Genomic DNA, 18,261 nt, shown 5'->3' on the forward strand with positions numbered 1-18,261 from the left:
CGAGGCGCACGGGTTTCGACGAGCGGCTGTCGGGCCGTGGGGGCTGCGGGGTTGGGAGGGTTTGCATGAAGCACCTCAATGTGCGTCGGGCGGCGGGCCGCCCATCGAAATCGGCTGCGAAAACGCCACGCTCGCAATGGCCACGAGGAAGCAAAGGGAAAGCGCGAAGAACGTATCGGAGAACGTCATCACGAGCGCCTCGCGCAACACGAGCGCATGCAGTTGCGCAAGCCCCGCCTGGGCGGCGTCGAGCGCATTGCCCGCCGCCGACGACCAGTACGCGGTGCGCCCCGCAAGCAGAAGCTGCACCTGCGGCGCGCCGCCGGTCACGCTTTCGTTCAGGCGCAGATAATGAAAGTTGAGCCGGTCATTGAGCATCGTCGCGCTCACGGCAATGCCGATCGCGCCGCCCAGATTGCGCATCAGATTGAAGAGGCCGCTTGCCGACTTGAGCCGCGACGCCGGCAGCGAGCCGAGCGACATCGTGACGATGGGCGGAATGGCGAACTGCTGGCCAATGCCGCGCAGCGCCTGCGGCAGCAGGAACTGCTGCCAGCCCCAGTCGTGCGTGAGCGGCACATACAGGTAGCAGCCAAGGCCGAAACAAACCAGACCGAACAGCATCAGCTTGCGCATGCTGAAGTAGCGCGTGGCCCAGGCATACACGCCGAGCGCAAGCAACTGGAACACGCCCACGGAAAGCAGCGAGAGACCGATTTGCAGCGAGCTATAACCGCGCACTTCGGCAAGAAAAAGCGGCGTGAGATAAACGGCCACGAAAATGCCGATGCCGGTGACGAACGAGAGCAGGCTGCCGATGCCGAAGTTGCGCACGAGCAGCGCGCGCAAGTCGACGATCGGGTCCTTCGCCGTGAGTGCGTGCACGAGGAAAAGAAAACCGCAAATGGCTGAGATCCACGTGCAGGCCACGATGACGTCGTCGCCGAACCAGTTCTTGCGCGGCCCTTCTTCGAGCACGTATTCGAGGCAGCCAAGAAAACCGCACATGAGCACGATGCCGAGATAATCGCCGCGCTTGAGCAGCGAGAGATCGGGCTTGTCGATGTTCACGTACTTCGGCACCAGCGCCGCCACCGCAACGCCCGGCACGAGATTCAGATAAAAGAGCCAGTGCCACGACCATTGATCGGTGATCCAGCCGCCGATCACCGGCCCGAGCGTCGGCGCGAGCGAGGCGAGCGCGCCGATGGTTGTTGACGCAACCAGACGCTGCTTGCCCGGAAAGAGCACGAAGGCCGTGGTGAACACGGTGGGGATCATCGCGGCGCCGAGCGCGCCTTGGAGGCCGCGAAACACGATCATCGAGTTGATGTCCCAGGCGAGGCCGCACAACATGCTCGTGACAGTGAAGCCCACCGCTGACGCCACGAACAGCCAGCGCGTGGAAAACACCTTCGAGAGCCAGCCGGACATGGGAATCACCATGATCTCGGCGATCAGGTAAGCGGTCTGCACCCACGAAAGCTCGTCCTGGCTTGCGGAAAGTCCGCCGCCAATGTCGCGCAGCGACGAAGCGACGATCTGGATGTCGAGCGTGGCCATGAAGAAGCCGATGCACATCAGCGCGAACGCGAAGGCGCGTTGCGCCATCGGTTGCAGATGCGGTGCGAGCGGCTCCTGCACGCTTGAAGCGGGGCTCATCGTAGTGGCGTTCATCGCGGTGGCCTCTTCAATGCGCTTGAGCGAGATGCACTTTCACGGTCGCGGAAAGGCCCGGCCGCAACGCGCCCTCCATGCCCGGCGACGCCGATGCATCGAGACGAATGCGCACCGGCACGCGCTGCACGATCTTCGTGAAGTTGCCCGTGGCGTTCTCGGGCGGCAGCACACTGAACGTCGCCCCCGTGGCTGGCGCGAGACTCTCCACCACGCCGTGCAGCGTGCCGCTGGCCGCGTCGAGCGTGACGTCGGCGTGGTCGCCCGCATGCATCTTCTTCAACTGGTCTTCCTTGAAGTTTGCGTCCACCCACAGACCCGATGCGGGCACCACGGTCAGCAGCGGCGCGCCCACGTTCGCGAGCGTGCCCACGCGGGCCGTGCGATTGCCGATGTAGCCGTCCACCGGCGCGCTCAACGTGGTGTATTCGACGTTCAGTTGTGCGAGGCGCTGGTTGGCTTGCGCCGTCGCGACACGGGCCTGCGCGTCGTTGATCTGCGCGGCCAGCACGTCGAGCTGGCGTTGCGCCGCCAGCACCGCCGCGCCGCTTTGTGCGACCGACGCCTGGGCCTTCGCGTAATCGGAGTCCGCACGCTCCACCAGTTGGCTCGACACCGCGTCGTCCTTCACCAGTTCGCGGTAGCGCGTCTGGTCCTGGCCGCTGCGCGTAAGTTCCGCATTCGAGGCGCGCACTTCCGCCTGATGCTGGTTGATCACGGCTTCCTGCAACGAGCGCTTCGCCTGCAACTCGTCCACCGAGGCGCGCGCGCTCGCCAGTTCGGCATTGGCCTGCGCGAGTTTCGCGTCGTAATCACGCGAGTCGAGCCGCAGCAGCACCTGGCCCGCATGCACGCGCTGGTTGTCCTGCACGAGGATCTCCGAGACGAAACCGCTCACGCGCGGCGCCATGACCGTGACGTTGCCGCCCACGTAGGCGTCGTCGGTGGTCTCGACGAAGCGCAGCACGACGAACCAGTAGCCGGCGGCGGCCGCCAGCACGAGCGCGACCGCGCCTAGCGCGAGACGCATGCGCGAGATGCGCGCGCTCTCTCTCGCCTGCACCGGCTCGACCGCAACGGGAGTGGAAGGACTCGACATGACGTTTACCTGTGTATATGCACTGTTAAAGATAAAAAAAGGCGTGACGCGACCAGCAAAAACTAGACAGCCCGTGTGATGCGAAACAGCTCGCGCCGCAGCCATGCCGCGCGCTGCGCGCCAAAGCGGCGCTCGAATTCGTCCTGCGCGGCGCGCCAATGCGTGTGCGCCGCCTGAAGCCGCGCGCGGCCCGCAAGCGTGAGCGCGAGACGGCGGCGGCGTTCGCCTCCATCTGGCGCGTCGGCCACCAGCGCGCCGCGCAGGAGCGGCCGCAACGCCCGTACGAGCGTGGTGCGCTCCATCACCATCGAGCGCGCCAGCTCCGCCATCGTGAGACTCGACGCACGGCCGAGCGCGCCGAGAATGCTGAACTGCGTGGGCGTGAGCCCCGCCGCGCTCAGGTGCCGCTCGTAAAGCTGCGACAAATGCCGCGCGGCCTGGCGCACGGCGAAACAGTCGTCGTGCTCGGGAGACTGGTCGGCGCCGTGCTCCGTGCGTGGGTTTGGGGCTTCGATGTGCATATGCACAGACTAGCGGGCATTCCGGCCCCGAACAAGCTTCACGCGCGACATCACATTATGGCCGCGCCGACAACAATCGCCCCATCCTTTCATTCAGCCTTCGATTTGGCGGGCGCATCATGCCTCACATCGTCGAAGAACGCGGTGGCGTGGTCGATGAACGCGCGCACCTTGGCCGGCAGCAACGTGCGCGTTGTGTAGGCGAGGCGGATCTCGATCTGCATGTCGACGAGCGGAAAGTCGTCGAGCACGGTCACAAGTTTGCCCGCCGCCAGTTCCTCGCTCACGAGCGCGGTGGGCAAAATGCCGATGCCGAAACCTTGCAGCACCATCTCGCGGTTGAACTCGGGGTTGTTCGAGGCGACCTCGTGCTGCATGGGGATGACGATTTCCTCGTCGTCCGCGCGAAACGCAATGGAGGGCTTGCGCATGGACGGCGGCATCGGCACAAACACATGCTCCACGAGGTCGGCGGGATGCTTCGGCGTGCCACGCTCGGCGAGATACGCGGGCGTCGTGACGAGCGCGAGCGGGATGCGTTCGAGCAGGCGCGTGACGGTCGACTCGTTGTTGAGCATGAACGGCAGCACGAGGCCGAGGTCGTAGCCGTCCGCGATCAGATCGACGGGGCGCTCGGTGAGGATCACGTCGAGCGTGACCTTGGGGTGTGCGCGCTTGAAGCTGGCGATGAGCGGCACGAGGCGGTTGACCGTGGCCGTGGTGTGCGCGACGAGGCGCAGCACGCCGTTGGCCTCGCGTGTCTGGTCGGTCGCGTCGGCCTCCAGTGCGTCGAGGTCGTCGAGCACGCGGCAGCAGCCTTCGTAGAAGCGCTCGGCCGTCTCGGTGAGCGACACCGCACGCGTGCTGCGATGAAAGAGCCGGTTGCCAAGGCGCTTTTCGAGCCGCGCGATCGCGCGCGAGACGACGGGCGTGGTGAGGCTGTGCATATCCGCGGCACGCGTGAAGCTGCGCGCCTCGACGACGGAGCGGAAGATCCGCAGACTGTCGATATAGTCCATGAGCGTGTGGGGGTGTGGCGTTCGCGTAGCTTAAAGCCTTTCAGTCGCCCTTGCCGAACACCTCCTCGCAAAACCCCCGCCCCTCGTCGGACAAGCTCGCCGTTCCCGTGCCGTCCTCCGCTTGCGTCGTCACGACCAGACCGCCGTCCACGAGCGCGGTCAAATGCCTGCGCAATGCGCTCATCGGCACGCCGGCCTGCTTCGAGAGCTTCGCTAGCGACCACGCGCGCCACTGACGCTCAGGCTGCCCCTGCTTCTCGCACTCCGCGCGCCACAACTGTTCGAGCACGGCGACCAGCGCCGGATCGATGCCGGCCTCGTCGTCGTTATCGTCGCGCTCTTCATCTGCGTTCATCGTCTGTCTCCTCACGCCATTTTCGCGACCATTTCGCCGAGCGTCTTCAGCGCGGCCTCGGTCTGCGCGGTCCATGGGTAGCTGTAATTCAGCCGGATGTAGTGGTGATACTCGTTGCGCATCGAGAACATATAGCCTGGCCCGATGGTGATGCCTTGTGCGAGCGCCGCCTGGTAGAGCCGCATCGAATCCACGCGCGGCGGCAGTTCCACCCACAGCACGTAGCCGCCCTGCGGCTCCGAAGTGCGCGTGCCCGCCGGAAAGAAACGCTCGACCATGGCCCGCATGAGCCGCGCCTGTTGACGGTAGAAACGCCGCACGCGGCGCAGGTGCCGGTCGTAGCCGTCGTGGCGCAGGTAATCCGCCAGCGCGACCTGGGGCACCGAAGGCGTGGTGAGCGTGTTGAGGAACTTGAGCTTCTCGACCTGGGCGCGGTAGCGCCCAGGCAGCGCCCAGCCGATGCGGTACGAGGCCGAAAGACTCTTGGAAAACGAGGCGCAATGCAGCACGAGCCCGCGCGTGTCGAACTGCTTGAGCGTGGAAGGCCGCGTTTGCCCGAAATACAGCTCCTGGTAGACATCGTTTTCGATCACGGGCAGGTCGTGCGCCTCGGCCAGCGCCACGAGCCGCGCCTTGTGCGCGTCGGGCATGCGAAAGCCCAGCGGATTCTGGAAGTTCGGCATCACCATGCACGCGGCCACCTTCTGGCGCGCGAGCACGCGCTCCAGCGCGTCGAGGTCGATGCCGGTGTCCGCGTGCGTGCTCACTTCGATTGCGCGCATGCCCAGACGCTCGATGGCGTGCAGCATCGCGTAGTAGGTGGGCGACTCCACGGCCACCGTGTCGCCCGGCTTCGCCACCGCTTGCAGGCTCAGATTGATCGCTTCCGTCGCGCCCACTGTGATGACGATTTCCTCGGGATCGACGCTCACGCCGTTTTCCGCGTAGCGCCGCGCGATCTGCCGGATCAGTTCGGGATTGCCGGGCGGCAGGTCGTCGATCAGATTCCAGCTTGCATGGCGGCGCGCGATGGCATTGGCGTACTGGTTGATGCGCCGCCAGGGGAACAGCGCCGGGTCGGGGTACGGCGAGCCGAGCGGCACCGCGTCCTGCGCGCCGATGCTGCGCAAGGTGGACAGCACGAGGCGGCTCACGTCCACGTTGGCGGGCACCGGTTGCCTCGGCGCGCTCGGGCGGCGCAGCCTCGCCAGGGAGGCCGCGGGCGCGGCCGGCGGCCGTTGCCCGTTGGTCGCTGTGCTCGCCGCGTTCACGCCGCCCGCGTGGGACGCGCCCACACGCGAGCGCACGAAATAACCCGACTGCGGCCGCGACTCGATCACGCTGCGGCTCTCCAGCAGCGCGTACGCATGCAGCACCGTCTTGATGCTCACGCCGTATTGCTGGCTCGCGCGCCGCACCGAAAGAATGCGCTCGCCGGGGCCAAACACGCCCCGCCGCACAGCGGCTTCGATATCGTCGGCGAGTTGCTCGTAGCGGGTCACGTTCAAAAGGGCAAAGGGGATAAGGCACTGACGCCATGCGGGCGCAGTCGTTCCCGCCCAGTCTATGACAAAACGCCGCAACTGTATCCCTTGCTTTTCGGTTTTTCTGTGATCTCCGGGAGCACAGGAACACAGTAGCCTTGGGTCATCGGGCAGACCGCCCTGGAAAACGAAAGCCAACCGCATCATGAAGAAGCCGCAAGGTCGCATCGAGCCGTACCACCACCCCGCCGCAGGCTGGGGCGCGCTCAAGCAGGTCGCCATCAACCTGATCAAGGAGAAGGTGACGGGCGGCAATTACCGCACGCTGCTCAAGCAGAACCAGCCCGACGGCTTCGACTGCCCCGGCTGCGCGTGGCCCGACCGCGAGCACGCCTCGACCTTCGAATTCTGCGAGAACGGCGTGAAGGCCGTAGCGGCGGAGGCGACCAGCAAGCGCGTGACGCCCCGGTTCTTCCAGGAGCACACCGTGAGCGAGCTGATGGCGCAAACGGACTACGAGCTGGAGCAACATGGCCGCCTGACCGATCCGCTCGTGTACGACGCGTTGCAGGACCGCTACGTGCCGATCGAATGGAGCGATGCGTTCAAGCTGATCGGCAAGCACCTCAAGGCGCTCGACAACCCCAACCGCGCCGCGTTCTACACCTCGGGCCGCGCGAGCAACGAGGCCGCGTTCCTCTACCAGCTTTTCGTGCGCATGTACGGCACGAACAACTTCCCCGACTGCTCGAACATGTGCCACGAGGCCACGAGCCGCGGCCTGCCGGGGACGGTTGGCATCGGCAAGGGCACGGTCACGCTCGACGACTTCGAGCACGCCGACACCCTCCTCATCTTCGGCCAGAACCCGGCGACGAACCATCCACGCATGCTCGGCGAATTGCGCGAATGCGCGAAGCGCGGCGCGACCATCGTGTCGATCAATCCGTTGAAGGAACGCGGGCTGGAGCGCTTCGCGAGCCCGCAGCACACGCTCGACATGCTTTCGCCCAAGGGCGTGCAGATCAGCTCCGTGTTTATCCGCCCGCGCGTGGGCGGCGACTTCGCGCTCATCAAGGGCGTAGCCAAACGCGTGATCGAACTCGACGATCAGGCGCTCGCGCAAGGCGCCAAGCGCATTCTCGACGTCGATTTCATCGCGGAACATACCGTGGGCTTCGACGCCTTCGCCGCCGATCTGCGCGCCGAATCGTGGGACACCATCGTGGCCGAAGCGGGCGTGCCGGTCGAAGAAGTGCTCAAGCTCGCCGACATCTACGTGAACGGCAAAGCCGTGATCTCGACGTGGGGCATGGGCCTCACGCAGCACAAGAATTCGGTGGCGACGATCCAGTTGCTCTCGAATCTCATGATGATGCGCGGGAACATCGGCCGCCGCGGCGCGGGTCTATGCCCCGTGCGTGGCCATTCGAACGTGCAGGGCGACCGCACGGTGGGCATCGAGGAAAAGCCAACCCAGGCGTTCCTCGACCGTCTCGGCAAGGCCTACGATTTCGAGCCGCCGCGCGAACACGGCTACGACGTGGTGGAAACCATCCACGCCATGCTCGAAGGTCAGGTGAAGGTGTTCATCGGACTGGGCGGCAACTTCTCGATCGCCACGCCCGACACGCCGCGCACGTGGGAAGCCATGCGCGCGTGCGCGCTCACGGTGCACGTGACCACGAAGCTCAACCGCAGCCACCTGGTGCACGGCCACGACGCGCTGATCCTGCCCACGCTCGGGCGCACCGAAATCGACCTGCAAAACGGCGTGCCGCAAGGCGTGAGCGTCGAAGACTCGATGAGCATGGTGCACATCTCGTACGGCATGAACCGTCCGGCTTCCACGAACCTGCTTTCGGAAATCGCGATCGTCGCGCACATGGCGCACGCCACGCTCGGCAGCGGCAAGGTGGACTGGCTCGACCTCGCCGCCGATTATGCGAAGATCCGCGACGGCATCGAAAAGGTGTTCGACGGCTTCGAGAACTACAACGAGCGTCTGAAGCACCCCGGCGGCTTCCACCTGGGCGTGGCCTCGCGTGACCGCGTGTGGAAAACGCCCAGCGGCAAGGCGCAGTTCGTGGTGCACGGCATCGCGCTCGACACGCCCATTCACCGCGCGCGCGCCGAGCACGGTGCGCGCCTCATGACGCTCATGACCACGCGCTCGCACGATCAGTACAACACCACGATCTACGGTCTCGACGACCGCTATCGCGGCGTGTACGGCCTGCGACGCGTGCTGTTCGCGAACCGCGAGGACATGACGATGCTCGGCTTCGAGCCGGGCCAGCACGTGGACATCACGAGCGTGTGGGACGACGGCGTGGAGCGCCACGTCGAGGACTTCATGCTCGTGGAGTACGACATTCCGCGCGGTTGCCTCGGCGCGTACTATCCCGAGACGAATCCGCTCGTGCCGCTCTCCTCCGTCGCCGACGGCGCGGGCACGCCGACCTCGAAGTCGATTCCCGTGCTGTTGAGCCCGTCGAAGGTCAACGCTCAGGAAGACCCTCAGGCAAACGCTCAGGCCATCGCGGCCTGAAGTTCGAGCCCCCGGTTCGGGCCCCCGGTTCGGGCACGCGGTTCGGCCACACGAAAGCCCCGGCACTTGCGCCGGGGCTTTTTTGCATGCGCTGCGCGCCGCTTAGCTCGCGAGCTTGCGGAACGTTTCCAGCACCGCTTCGCCCTTGAACGGCTTCACGATCCAGCCGCGCACGCCCGCCGCCTTGCCGCGCTCCTTCATGGCCGGGCTGCTTTCCGTGGTGAGCATCACGACGTTGACGGCCGTATTCGCCAGTTCGCCGCGGATCTTCTCGACCATCGTGAGGCCGTCCATGTTCGGCATGTTCACGTCGCTCACCACGAGCTTTACGCCCGGGTTCGAGCGCAGCTTAGCGAGGCCGTCCTTGCCGTCCACCGCCGTGTCCACATCCAGCCCGTTCTTGCGCAGAAAGCCCGCCACTTCGTCGCGCACCGTGCTCGAATCGTCCACCACCAGAATCTTTGCCATGTCGTCCTTCTCCTTCGCGCCTCTTGCGGCGCGTACTTGATCAAAATAGTTCGAGCTCGCCGCTGGCCTGCTCTTCAACGGCGGCGGCCGCGGCCTGCGCGGCGGTCTCGTCGAATCCTTCGCGCGACCAGCCGAGGCTGAACACGAAGCGCTGATCGATCACCACCTCACGGCCCGTTTTCGGGCACGTGAGGCGATACTTGATGCACAACTGCGGGTTGTCGGAGCCAAACGACAAGTAACGCCGCCGATGATTGATGAGCAGCGGCACCTGCACCTGCGCGCGCCCCCAGCCCGCTTCGCCCGCGGCGCGCGCGTCGCCCAGATAGCGGTTGCGGAACGCCCCCCACACGAGATTCGTGAGTTCGGCGAGCACGCCGTTCACGTCGCGGAAGTCGCTCGCCTCGTCGCGGCCCGCGCGCGGCGGCAGCAGTTCGATGAGCGGCATCTCCTCGGTCTGCATGAGCAGCCAGCCCCGGCACCACGCGGTCTCGATCGGAATAAGCGTGAGCACTTCACCGAAGATGATGCGGTCGCGCACGATGCCCGGCGTGTCCCAGTTCACTTCGAGATCGGGAAAGAGGCCGCGCAGGCGCCCGAGCGTCATGTCGGTGATGCCGTCCACGAGCGGGTCCGGGTAGTCGTGCGAAAACACGTTCGCTTGCAGCGCCGCGACCAGCGTTTGCGCGTCGCTTTCGAACCAGTTCGCGCACGGCAAGCGGCGCAGCGGTTCGGGCAGATCGTCGTCGCTCTCCTGCGAGGCGCGTCGCAACACGACCGGCAATTCGGGCCGCTCGGCATCGAGCGCCACCGCCACCGCCGCTGCGGCTTCGCGCGAGCCGCCGAAGTCCTCGCCCAGCAACACGCCGCCCAGGTCGTAGTGCGTCTTGAGCGCCGCCGCGAGCGCCTCGCGCCGCACGCTCACGCAGGTGCAGTTGTGCGCCGCCCCGATTTGCGCGATCGCCTCGGCGCGCGCGGTGTCGCTTTCCAGCAGCAGCAACTTGCTGACTGGCTTGTTCGCGTTCATGTTTCCCTTCTCTGCTTTCGCCTGCTTCAGTTCATTGCCGCGCGCGGTGCGCGCTCAAAACAATTCAAGTTCGCCCGCACTGTCATGCGCTTCGACGGCGGCCGCGCTCACCACGAAATCGAGCGACGTTTGCGTGCAGACGCACAACGTCGCGCCGAGCCGCACTTCGTGATCGATCGTGAGCGCATACGACTGCGTGTAATCCGGCTTCAGTTCGCGCAGATACGGCAGGCATTCGCTGCTGAGCGCATAGGGCGTCGACATGCCGAGGTCGGGGAAATGCTCGACCAGTTGCTGGTTCATCGCCCCGCAGCACAGGTTGCCGAACTCCATGAAGCACTCGGTGAGCGAGCGCGCGGCGTCGCCCACGTAGTAGCGCTGCGTGCGCTCGTCGTCCTCGAAATGCAGGAGCATCAAAAGGCGAAACTGCATCGACGAAATCGTCAGTACGACCAGGTGTGTGCCCTGGGGCGCTTCGCCCACGCGCGGCACGATCTCGCAGCCATGCTGCGGATCGGTCACGAGCCGCGAGCGCGCCGCCGCGAGAAAAATGCGCTCGATACTGTCCTTCCCATGCGGCCCGATCATGCATGCGCCCCGGCGCGCGTCGCTTCAAGCTGGGCGTGCAACTGGCTCGACGAAGCCTCGACGCTCGCAAGCGACGCGGCGATCATCTTGCCGCCCGCCTGGATGTCCTGGAACGTCGCAGCGGTAATGAGGTCATTGCGGTTCAGGCTGTCGCGGTAGCTCTTCGACAGCTCCTGCGAGCGCGTGGCGAGCGCGCGAACCTCGCCCGCCACGATCGAAAAGCCGCGCCCCGCCGGGCCCGCGCGCGCCGCCTCGATCGAGGCGTTGAGCGAAACGATCAGCACGTGGCTCACGATCGCCGACAGCTCCTGATTCTTGTTGTGCATGTCGTGGTTCTGAGCCATGAGCGAGATCATCTGCTCGTGCCAGCGCTCGAACGTCGACGACATCAGCTTCAGGCGCGCGGCCTCGCTCGCAATGCGCGCCGTGTGCTGCATGGCGTCGTCGCGATGGGCGCGCTCGCTCGCAAGCGCCGCTTCGAGCGCGTCCGCCACGGACTTGCGCTGCCCAAGCTCCGCGCGCAGCGAGTCGATCTGCGCGGCGAGCGTCTCGCGCTCGCGTGCGTCCTCTTCCTGCTGCGCGACGTGACGCGCCTCGGCTTGCGCAAGCGCGGCGGCGTGCGCCGCCTCCTGCGCGTGCGCCGCTGCGCGCGACGCTTTGCGCGCGCGCGCTTGCCACGTCGCGGCCGCGCCGGCCGCCAGCGCCAGCAGCGCCGCGCCTTCGATCAAATACGGTAAGACCACTGCAACCCCCGCCATGCGCTAGCTCGCCAGCGCGTCTTCTTGCCTTGCTGCCTGGTTTGCTTGCGCGGCATCGGCCGTCTGCACCGCCCACTGCAACGGCAAACGCACGATGGTCTGGAAATGCCGGTAATCGGCGCCACGGCGATCGTCGGTGAAACGCAGCTCGATGGCGCCGCCCTCGCGTTCGAGGAAGTCGCGCACCGCGTCCATGCCCACGCCGCGGCCCGACACTTCGGTCACGTTCGCCGCGGTCGAGAAGCCTGGACGGAAGATGAACGAGGCGATCGTTTCGTCGCTCACGGCTTCATACGCGTCGATCCAGCCGCGCTCCACCGCGATGCCGCGAATGCGCGCGAGCGCGAGGCCCCGGCCGTCGTCGGCGAGCGTCAATTGCATCGCGCCGTTGTGCACGTTCACGTCGATGTCGATGTGCCCGGCCTCGTCCTTGCCCAGCGCGCGGCGTTGCGGCGGCATTTCGATGCCGTGATCGAGCGAGTTGCGCAGCAAGTGCATGAACACGTTCTTCACGGTGCCGGCCGCTTCACTGCGCAGGCGATAGCCGTTGTCCTCGACCTGCACGACCGGCGCGACCTTGCCAAGCTCGTCGGCCAGCGATGGCAGCGAGCCCGTCACGCCCGCGAGCGCATCGGCCACGCGCTCGGTGCCAATCGCACGCAGCGTGCTGCGCAGCTCGGCGCGCATCGCGCGCAGCGCGGGCAGATCGCTTTCGTCGGTTGCGTCGATGATGCGCAAGGTCTTTTCGATCGCTTCGCGCCCGATGCTCATGTTCGCGTCGCCGTTCTGCGCAACGCGCGGGCCGCGCCCGAGGCTCACTTCGTTGATGCTCGAATAGTTCTCGAGCGCCGACTTCACGCGCTCCAGATCGGCGATCAGCGCCTGCTGGTCCCACGCGTGATCGGTGTCTTCGCGGCGCAGCGCGTCGTAGCGCTGCTCGACTTCGTGCACCACGCCCGTGAGATGCTGAAGGCTGTACGTGCGCGCATTGCCCTTGATCGTGTGCATGTTGCGGAACAGCGCGGCAATCGCGCCCATGTCCGCGCAATCGTGCTGGCGAATGATGTGCTCGTTCTCGTGGATGAAGCCCGTCGAGCTATCCACGAAATGCTGGAACTTCTCTTCGCTCACCGCGAGAATCTCGCCGATCATCTCCAGGCGGCGCTTCTGCTCGCCCGCTTCGGCGGCCAGTTCGCGCAGCTCCGTCACGTCGCGCACGCACAGCATGAGGCGCACGACCACGTCGTTTTCGTCGGTGATCGCCGACCAGCTCAAATCGAGCACCTTCGCGCGGCCGTCCGGCAGCGTGCGCGTGATTTCGTTCACGAGCAGATGCTGGTTGAACGCGAAGTTCACGTCGTCTTCGCCAAGGCATGCATGCACGGCGGCGTCGATCTGCGCGAGCGTGTCGGCGTCGAGGTTCGTGTGCGAGAACACGAGGTCCATGAGCGGCGCGCCTGCGATCGCGTTCGTTTCGAAGATCGCTTCGAGGTAGGCCGAGTATTCGTTGTGGATCGTCGCGCCTTCGACCACCGTGAGAATGCCCTGCTGCATGTTCTGCAACATGGCCTGAATGTCGGCGGTCTTGCGCTTGAGCTGAGCGGAGCTGTGCTGGATCTTCTCGATCATGCCGTTGAAGGCGACGATCGAATGGCCGATCTCGTCCATGCGGCCCACGGGCACGCGGCGCGTGAAGTCCTGGCTCGACGCGATCTCGCTCATCATGGCCTGCATGCGCGAGAGCGGACGCGTGATCTGGCGGTAGAGCAGCGCGCCGATCAGCGTGAGCAGCAGCACCGCGCCGCCCGTCACGCCGGCAATCGCGCTCGTGGTGGTGTCGAGCGTGCCGTTGAGTGTGCGGATCGCCTCATCCTTCTGGCGGTTCTTCTCCACGCGCATCGTCGTGACGATGCCTTCGAGTTCGTCGCGGTACTGCGCGACGTTCGCGAAAAGATAGGCCTGGGCAAGCTCGTTCTTGCCGCTCTCCTTCATCTTCGCGGTGTCGTCGATCGCGGAGAAGTAGTTCGCGAGGCTTTCCTGCGCCTGCGCGACGAGGCCTTCCTGGGCGTGGCTTGCGGCGGCCTTGCGCTGCACGTCGAGCGCGGCGCGCAGCGCGGCTTCCTTTTCCTTGAGCTCGTTTTGCGCGAGCGACGCAACGGTGGCGTCGGGTGCGTAGACGAGCGTCATGGTGGCGAGCTGCACGTCCTTCACGAGCGAAACGAGGTCGGACGATGCGAGTGCGCTTGGCACGACGCCTTGTGTGACCTGGCGGACGTCGGTGGCGCTGCGGCGGGCCTGATAAGCCGCGTAGCCGCCAATGGCGGACAACGCAACGAACATCAGGACGATGAGTAGCGTGATGCGGTGACGAATGGTCATGTCGAAATCCCCCGAGCCTTCGATGCGCCGGCCTCGCTATGGCTGCGAGACTCGGGAAACGTCGGCCAATTTATTCGCGATGGATTATCGACGCTCAGGTATGACGAAATGATGAAGGGACATGATTCAGTCGCATGCGCTGTTCGTTAGCGCACATTGTTGTGCGATTCATGCGTAATTCGCGCGGAATCAGTGCGCAATTCACACGCGCTCGTGAAACGCGCTGAGGCCCGTGAGCATCGATTGCAGCAACGCCTGCGCGGCCGCGGACAACGGCCGCCCCGCGCGCACGAGCATGCGCGCCTTCGCCGACTGAAAAAGAGGATGCGCGACCGGCAACGCGACGAGTTCCCCCGCCGCGATTTCGTGCATGGCCGCGAAGGGCCCCATCAGCGTGATGCCTTCGCCCTTCTTCGCGAAGTGCTTGAGCACCGTGAGCGAGTTGGTCGTGAGCGAAGCGTTCAGATGCACGTTGTCGGCATACGCGAGCATCTGCACGATCTGCCCGAGCCCGTAGCTCGGCGGCATGACCGCGAGCGGATAGCGCGCGAGGTCCTCCACATGAACGGGCGCGCCGCGCTGCGCGAGCGCATGCGCGGGATGCGCGAGCACGACGACGGGTTGCGGCGAGCTTGCGCAATATTCGATATGCGGATGCGCGGGCGGGTTGTACGCGAGCCCGATATGCGCGCGCCCTTCCACCACGTCGCCCACCACGTCGTTCACGGGCAGCACGTCCACGCCCACGTCGAGGCGCGGATAACGCTCGCAAAACGCCGTGAGCACTTCGTCCATCAGGCCGTCCACGTAACCTTCGCTCGTCGCGATGCGCACCTGCCCCTGCTGCAAGCCCTGCAAAGCCTGGAGATGGCGCTCGAACTGCTCCTGCTGCGCCTGGCAGCCGCGCCAGTACTCCACGAGATGCTGGGCCGCGTCGGTCGGCACGACGCCGCGCGCGCGGCGCTCGAACAGCGTCGCGCCGATCTCCTCCTCCAGCAAGCGGATCTGCCGCGTGATGACGGAGGCGGCCGTGTTCAGGTTGTCCGCGGCGCCGCGAATCGAGCCCTGCGTGAGCACTTCGTGAAAGTAGCGCAAGCGGCGCTGGTTGATATCGCGCATGGCGTTGTTCCTACCCTTTGTTTTGAGTGTTGCCTGAAAGGCAACTTTACGGAACTTCAGTTGCTCTTGCTTGCGTTTTATTGACTGCCGACGATGGTCCGGCCGTCGCAAGCACAAGAGCAAGGCAGCCCACAGCCCAACACCAAGGAGTCCGTTCGTGTCCACCGTCCCCACGAAAGCGGCCGCCCCCGGCGAAGCCGCCCTCGCGTCCCTGTATGGCCGCCTGAACTGGCGCATCCTGCCGTTTCTGCTGATCTGTTACCTGTTTGCCTGTCTCGACCGCCTCAACATCGGCTTCGCGAAGCTCCAGATGCAGAGCGATCTCGGGCTTTCCGACGCCGTCTACGGCCTTGGCGCCGGGATCTTTTTTCTCGGCTATGTGCTCTTCGAAATACCGAGCAACCTGTTGCTGCCGAAGATCGGCGCGCGCCGCACGATCGCCCGCATTCTCGTGCTGTGGGGCCTCACCTCGGCCGCGATGATGTTCGTGCGCAACGTGCCCATGTTCTACGGCCTGCGCTTCCTGCTGGGCGTGTTCGAGGCGGGTTTCGCGCCGGGCATGATCTTCTATTTGACCTACTGGTATGGCGAGGCGCGCATGGCGCGCGCGATCGCCATCGTGATGACGGCGGGTCCGCTGTCCGGCGTGGTGGGCGGACCGCTCTCCGGCTGGGCCATGACGGCGTTCCACGGCACGCTCGGTCTCGCGGGCTGGCAGTGGATGTTCCTCATCGAAGGGCTGCCGTGCGTCGTGCTCGGCGTGCTCGCGTGGTTCGTGCTGGCCGACCGCCCGGACACCGCCCGCTGGCTCTCGCCCGACGAACGCAAGCTGCTGCAAACGCAGGTGCATACGCCGGCCCACGCGGGGCACCAGTCGTTCGGCAGCGTGGCCGCCGACCCGCGCATCTACCTGATGGCCGCCGCCTACTTCTGCGTGATCTGCGGCATCTACGCGGTCAACTTCTGGCTGCCGAGCATCCTCAAGGCCGACGGCGTGACCGACACGATGCGCATCGGCCTCTATTCGACGATCCCCTATATGGCCGCCGTGATCGGCATGGTGATCGTGGGCCGCAGTTCCGACCGCCGCAGCGAGCGCCGCTGGCATAGCGCACTGCCCGCGCTGGCGGGCGGCGTGAGCCTCGCCATCGCGACGATGGCGGGCGGCCACCTCGCGACCTCGCTGCTCTTCATGACGATCGCCACGCTCATGATGTGGGCCGCCTACACGGTGTTCTGGGCAATCCCGTCCGAGTACCTGAAAGGCGACGTGGCCGCGGGCGGCATCGCGCTCATCAACACCATCGGCCTGCTGGGCGGCTTCCTGAGCCCGACGATCATCGGCTGGGCGACCTCCACGACCGGCTCGCTGCACGCGGGACTCTATGTGATGGTCGCGTTGCTCGTGATCGGCGCGGGCCTCTTGATGGCGATCCGCGTGCCGCGCCGCCAGGCTTCGCCGCAAGGCGCGGGCGGCGAAGCGTTCGCCGCGGCCAATCACTCTTGAATCGCGCCTGAACCACGCTTGAACCCCGCGCGGGCGGCGCGCATGCCGCCCGCGCACTCACCCTTCTCTTGAACACGCCCGGAGCCCGGGCGCCCTGGGCGCGTGAACAACGCACGCGCACGTGCGCCATCAACGGAGACGACACTTGTCCGCCAGCACTGCAACAACCCCAGCCACCGAAGCCACCCAGGCGCCGCGCACCGTCCTGATCGCGGGCTTCCAGCACGAGACCAACACCTTCGCGCCCTCGAAGGCGACCTACGCGAATTTCGAGCGCGGCGAAGGCCACCCGGCCTTGCCGCGCGGCGACGCGGTGCTCGAACTGCGCGACGTGAACCTGCCGATAGGCGGCTTCATCCGTGCCGCCGAGGCCGCGAACTGGCGCCTCGTGCCCGTGGTCTGGGCGGGCGCAAGCCCTTCCGCGCATGTGAGCGCCGACGCCTATGAGCGCATTGCCGGCGAGATCGTCGCGGCCGTGCAGCGCGGCGGCTTCGACGCGGTCTACCTCGACCTGCACGGCGCCATGGTGAGCGAAGCCTTCGACGACGGCGAAGGCGAACTGCTCGCCCGCGTGCGCCGCGCCGTGGGACAGACCGTGCCGATCGTCGCCTCGCTCGACCTGCACGCGAACGTGACGGAGCAGATGCTCGCGAATGCCGACGCGCTGGTCGCCTACCGCACCTATCCGCACGTCGATATGGCCGCCACGGGCGAGCGCGCGGCCACGCTGTTGCAGGCGCTGTTCGCACGCGGCAAGCCGCTTGCGCGCGCGGTGCGCCGCCTGCCCTTCCTCATTCCGATCAACGGCATGTGCACGCTGCTCGAACCCTCGCGCTCGATGTACGCCCTCTTGGGCGAACTGGAGCGCAGCGCGGTGCGCTCGCTCTCGTTCGCGCCGGGCTTTCCCGCCGCGGACTTTCCCGAGTGCGGTCCCGTGATCTGGGGCTACGGCGACGAGGCCGGCGCGGTGGAAGCGGCCGTCACGCAGCTCTACGAGCGCATGCTGCAAGACGAGGCGCGCTGGCAGGTGCCGTTCCTCGCACCCGGCGCCGCCGTGGCCGAAGCGCTGCGCCTCGCCGCCGACCCGCAGGCGCAGGGCCCCGTGGTGATCGCGGACACCCAGGACAACCCCGGCGCGGGCGCGGACTCGAACACGGCCGGCATGCTGCGCGCCCTCGTGGAAGCGAACGCTCAGGACGCGGCGCTTGGCCTGTTCTTCGCCCCCGAGGCGGCGGCGCGCGCGCACGCGGCAGGCGTGGGCGCGACGCTCGACCTCACGCTGGGCGGGGCAAGCGGCACGCCGGGCGACGAGCCGTTCGCGGGCCGCTTCGAGGTGATCGCGCTTTCGGAAGGAAGTTGCCGTTACGACGGCCCGATGATGCACGGCATGCAGGTGGAACTGGGCCCGGTGGCGTGCCTGCAAATTGGCGGCGTGCGCGTGGCCGTGAGTTCGACGAAAGCGCAGATGCTCGACCGCAATCTCTACCGCGTGGCCGGCATCGAGCCCGAGCGCATGAAAATTCTCGTCAACAAGAGTTCCGTGCATTTCCGCGCCGACTTCGAGCCGATTGCGCACGCGGTGCTGGTGGCGAAGGCCCCCGGCCCCATGATCGCCGACCCCGCCGACTTGCCGTGGCGGCGCCTGAAGCCGGGCATCCGGTTGCGGCCGCACGGGCCGGCATTCGTCGCGCCCTGAACCGGTCGCACGG

15 protein-coding genes are annotated in these 18,261 nt (G+C 66.4%); 3 read left to right on the forward strand and 12 right to left on the reverse strand.

The genetic code is table 11. The features are described from left to right. Positions 1-75: 75 nt before the first annotated feature. The 6 genes from C7401_RS42125 to C7401_RS42150 all read right to left on the reverse strand — a co-directional run bounded on the left by C7401_RS42125 (position 76) and on the right by C7401_RS42150 (position 6,173). Positions 76-1,677 (reverse strand): DHA2 family efflux MFS transporter permease subunit, encoded by a 1,602-nt coding sequence (locus tag C7401_RS42125; RefSeq protein WP_112177980.1) that lies wholly within the window; start codon positions 1,675-1,677, stop codon positions 76-78. Positions 1,678-1,690: 13 nt separating this feature from the next. Further along, positions 1,691-2,776 carry an HlyD family secretion protein gene (locus C7401_RS42130; RefSeq protein WP_112177981.1) on the reverse strand — a complete coding sequence of 362 codons (1,086 nt, stop codon included), beginning with the start codon at positions 2,774-2,776 and terminating at the stop codon, positions 1,691-1,693. Between the two features lie 62 nt (positions 2,777-2,838). Beyond that, positions 2,839-3,297 (reverse strand): MarR family winged helix-turn-helix transcriptional regulator, encoded by a 459-nt coding sequence (locus C7401_RS42135; RefSeq protein ID WP_112177982.1) that lies wholly within the window; start codon positions 3,295-3,297, stop codon positions 2,839-2,841. 89 nt (positions 3,298-3,386) lie between these two features. Further along, positions 3,387-4,316: a LysR family transcriptional regulator gene (locus C7401_RS42140; protein WP_112177983.1), complete on the reverse strand. Its 930-nt coding sequence runs from the start codon at positions 4,314-4,316 to the stop codon at positions 3,387-3,389. Positions 4,317-4,356: 40 nt separating this feature from the next. Next, positions 4,357-4,671 carry a helix-turn-helix domain-containing protein gene (locus C7401_RS42145; protein ID WP_112177984.1) on the reverse strand — a complete coding sequence of 105 codons (315 nt, stop codon included), beginning with the start codon at positions 4,669-4,671 and terminating at the stop codon, positions 4,357-4,359. A gap of 11 nt (positions 4,672-4,682) precedes the next feature. Then, positions 4,683-6,173 carry an aminotransferase-like domain-containing protein gene (locus C7401_RS42150; protein WP_112178004.1) on the reverse strand — a complete coding sequence of 497 codons (1,491 nt, stop codon included), beginning with the start codon at positions 6,171-6,173 and terminating at the stop codon, positions 4,683-4,685. A 187-nt stretch (positions 6,174-6,360) separates the two neighbouring features. Between C7401_RS42150 and C7401_RS42155 the strand changes: the two genes are divergently transcribed. Further along, complete coding sequence (locus C7401_RS42155; RefSeq protein WP_112177985.1) at positions 6,361-8,706, forward strand: FdhF/YdeP family oxidoreductase; 2,346 nt, start codon at positions 6,361-6,363, stop codon at positions 8,704-8,706. A 102-nt stretch (positions 8,707-8,808) separates the two neighbouring features. Here C7401_RS42155 and C7401_RS42160 read toward each other — a convergent pair whose 3' ends face one another. From C7401_RS42160 to C7401_RS42185, 6 genes are all read right to left on the reverse strand, one after another. Beyond that, on the reverse strand, positions 8,809-9,174 hold the full coding sequence (locus C7401_RS42160; RefSeq protein ID WP_112177986.1) for a response regulator: 366 nt from the start codon (positions 9,172-9,174) through the stop codon (positions 8,809-8,811). A 40-nt stretch (positions 9,175-9,214) separates the two neighbouring features. Continuing rightward, on the reverse strand, positions 9,215-10,201 hold the full coding sequence (locus C7401_RS42165) for a chemotaxis protein CheX (protein ID WP_112177987.1): 987 nt from the start codon (positions 10,199-10,201) through the stop codon (positions 9,215-9,217). 54 nt (positions 10,202-10,255) lie between these two features. Further along, positions 10,256-10,789 (reverse strand): hypothetical protein, encoded by a 534-nt coding sequence (locus C7401_RS42170; protein ID WP_112177988.1) that lies wholly within the window; start codon positions 10,787-10,789, stop codon positions 10,256-10,258. After that, a complete protein-coding gene (locus C7401_RS42175) occupies positions 10,786-11,532 on the reverse strand; it encodes a methyl-accepting chemotaxis protein (RefSeq protein WP_112178005.1) in 747 nt (248 codons plus the stop codon). The genes C7401_RS42170 and C7401_RS42175 overlap by 4 nt, the downstream gene beginning before the upstream one ends. Before the next feature lie 18 nt (positions 11,533-11,550). Then, positions 11,551-13,926 (reverse strand): HAMP domain-containing protein, encoded by a 2,376-nt coding sequence (locus C7401_RS42180; RefSeq protein WP_112177989.1) that lies wholly within the window; start codon positions 13,924-13,926, stop codon positions 11,551-11,553. Between the two features lie 201 nt (positions 13,927-14,127). Beyond that, positions 14,128-15,045, reverse strand: coding sequence for a LysR family transcriptional regulator (locus C7401_RS42185; protein ID WP_112177990.1), 918 nt, complete (start codon positions 15,043-15,045; stop codon positions 14,128-14,130). A 157-nt stretch (positions 15,046-15,202) separates the two neighbouring features. On the opposite strand from C7401_RS42185, the gene C7401_RS42190 reads away from it, so the two are divergent. Both C7401_RS42190 and C7401_RS42195 read left to right on the forward strand, forming a co-directional pair. Further along, positions 15,203-16,552 (forward strand): MFS transporter, encoded by a 1,350-nt coding sequence (locus C7401_RS42190; RefSeq protein ID WP_112177991.1) that lies wholly within the window; start codon positions 15,203-15,205, stop codon positions 16,550-16,552. Positions 16,553-16,697: 145 nt separating this feature from the next. Beyond that, the gene (locus C7401_RS42195; RefSeq protein ID WP_258397454.1) at positions 16,698-18,248 is read left to right on the forward strand and encodes a M81 family metallopeptidase; all 1,551 of its coding nucleotides are present in this window, start codon (positions 16,698-16,700) and stop codon (positions 18,246-18,248) included. Positions 18,249-18,261: the final 13 nt, after the last annotated feature.

The organism is Paraburkholderia unamae, assembly GCF_003268775.1.
Classification (GTDB): Bacteria; Pseudomonadota; Gammaproteobacteria; order Burkholderiales; family Burkholderiaceae; genus Paraburkholderia; species Paraburkholderia unamae.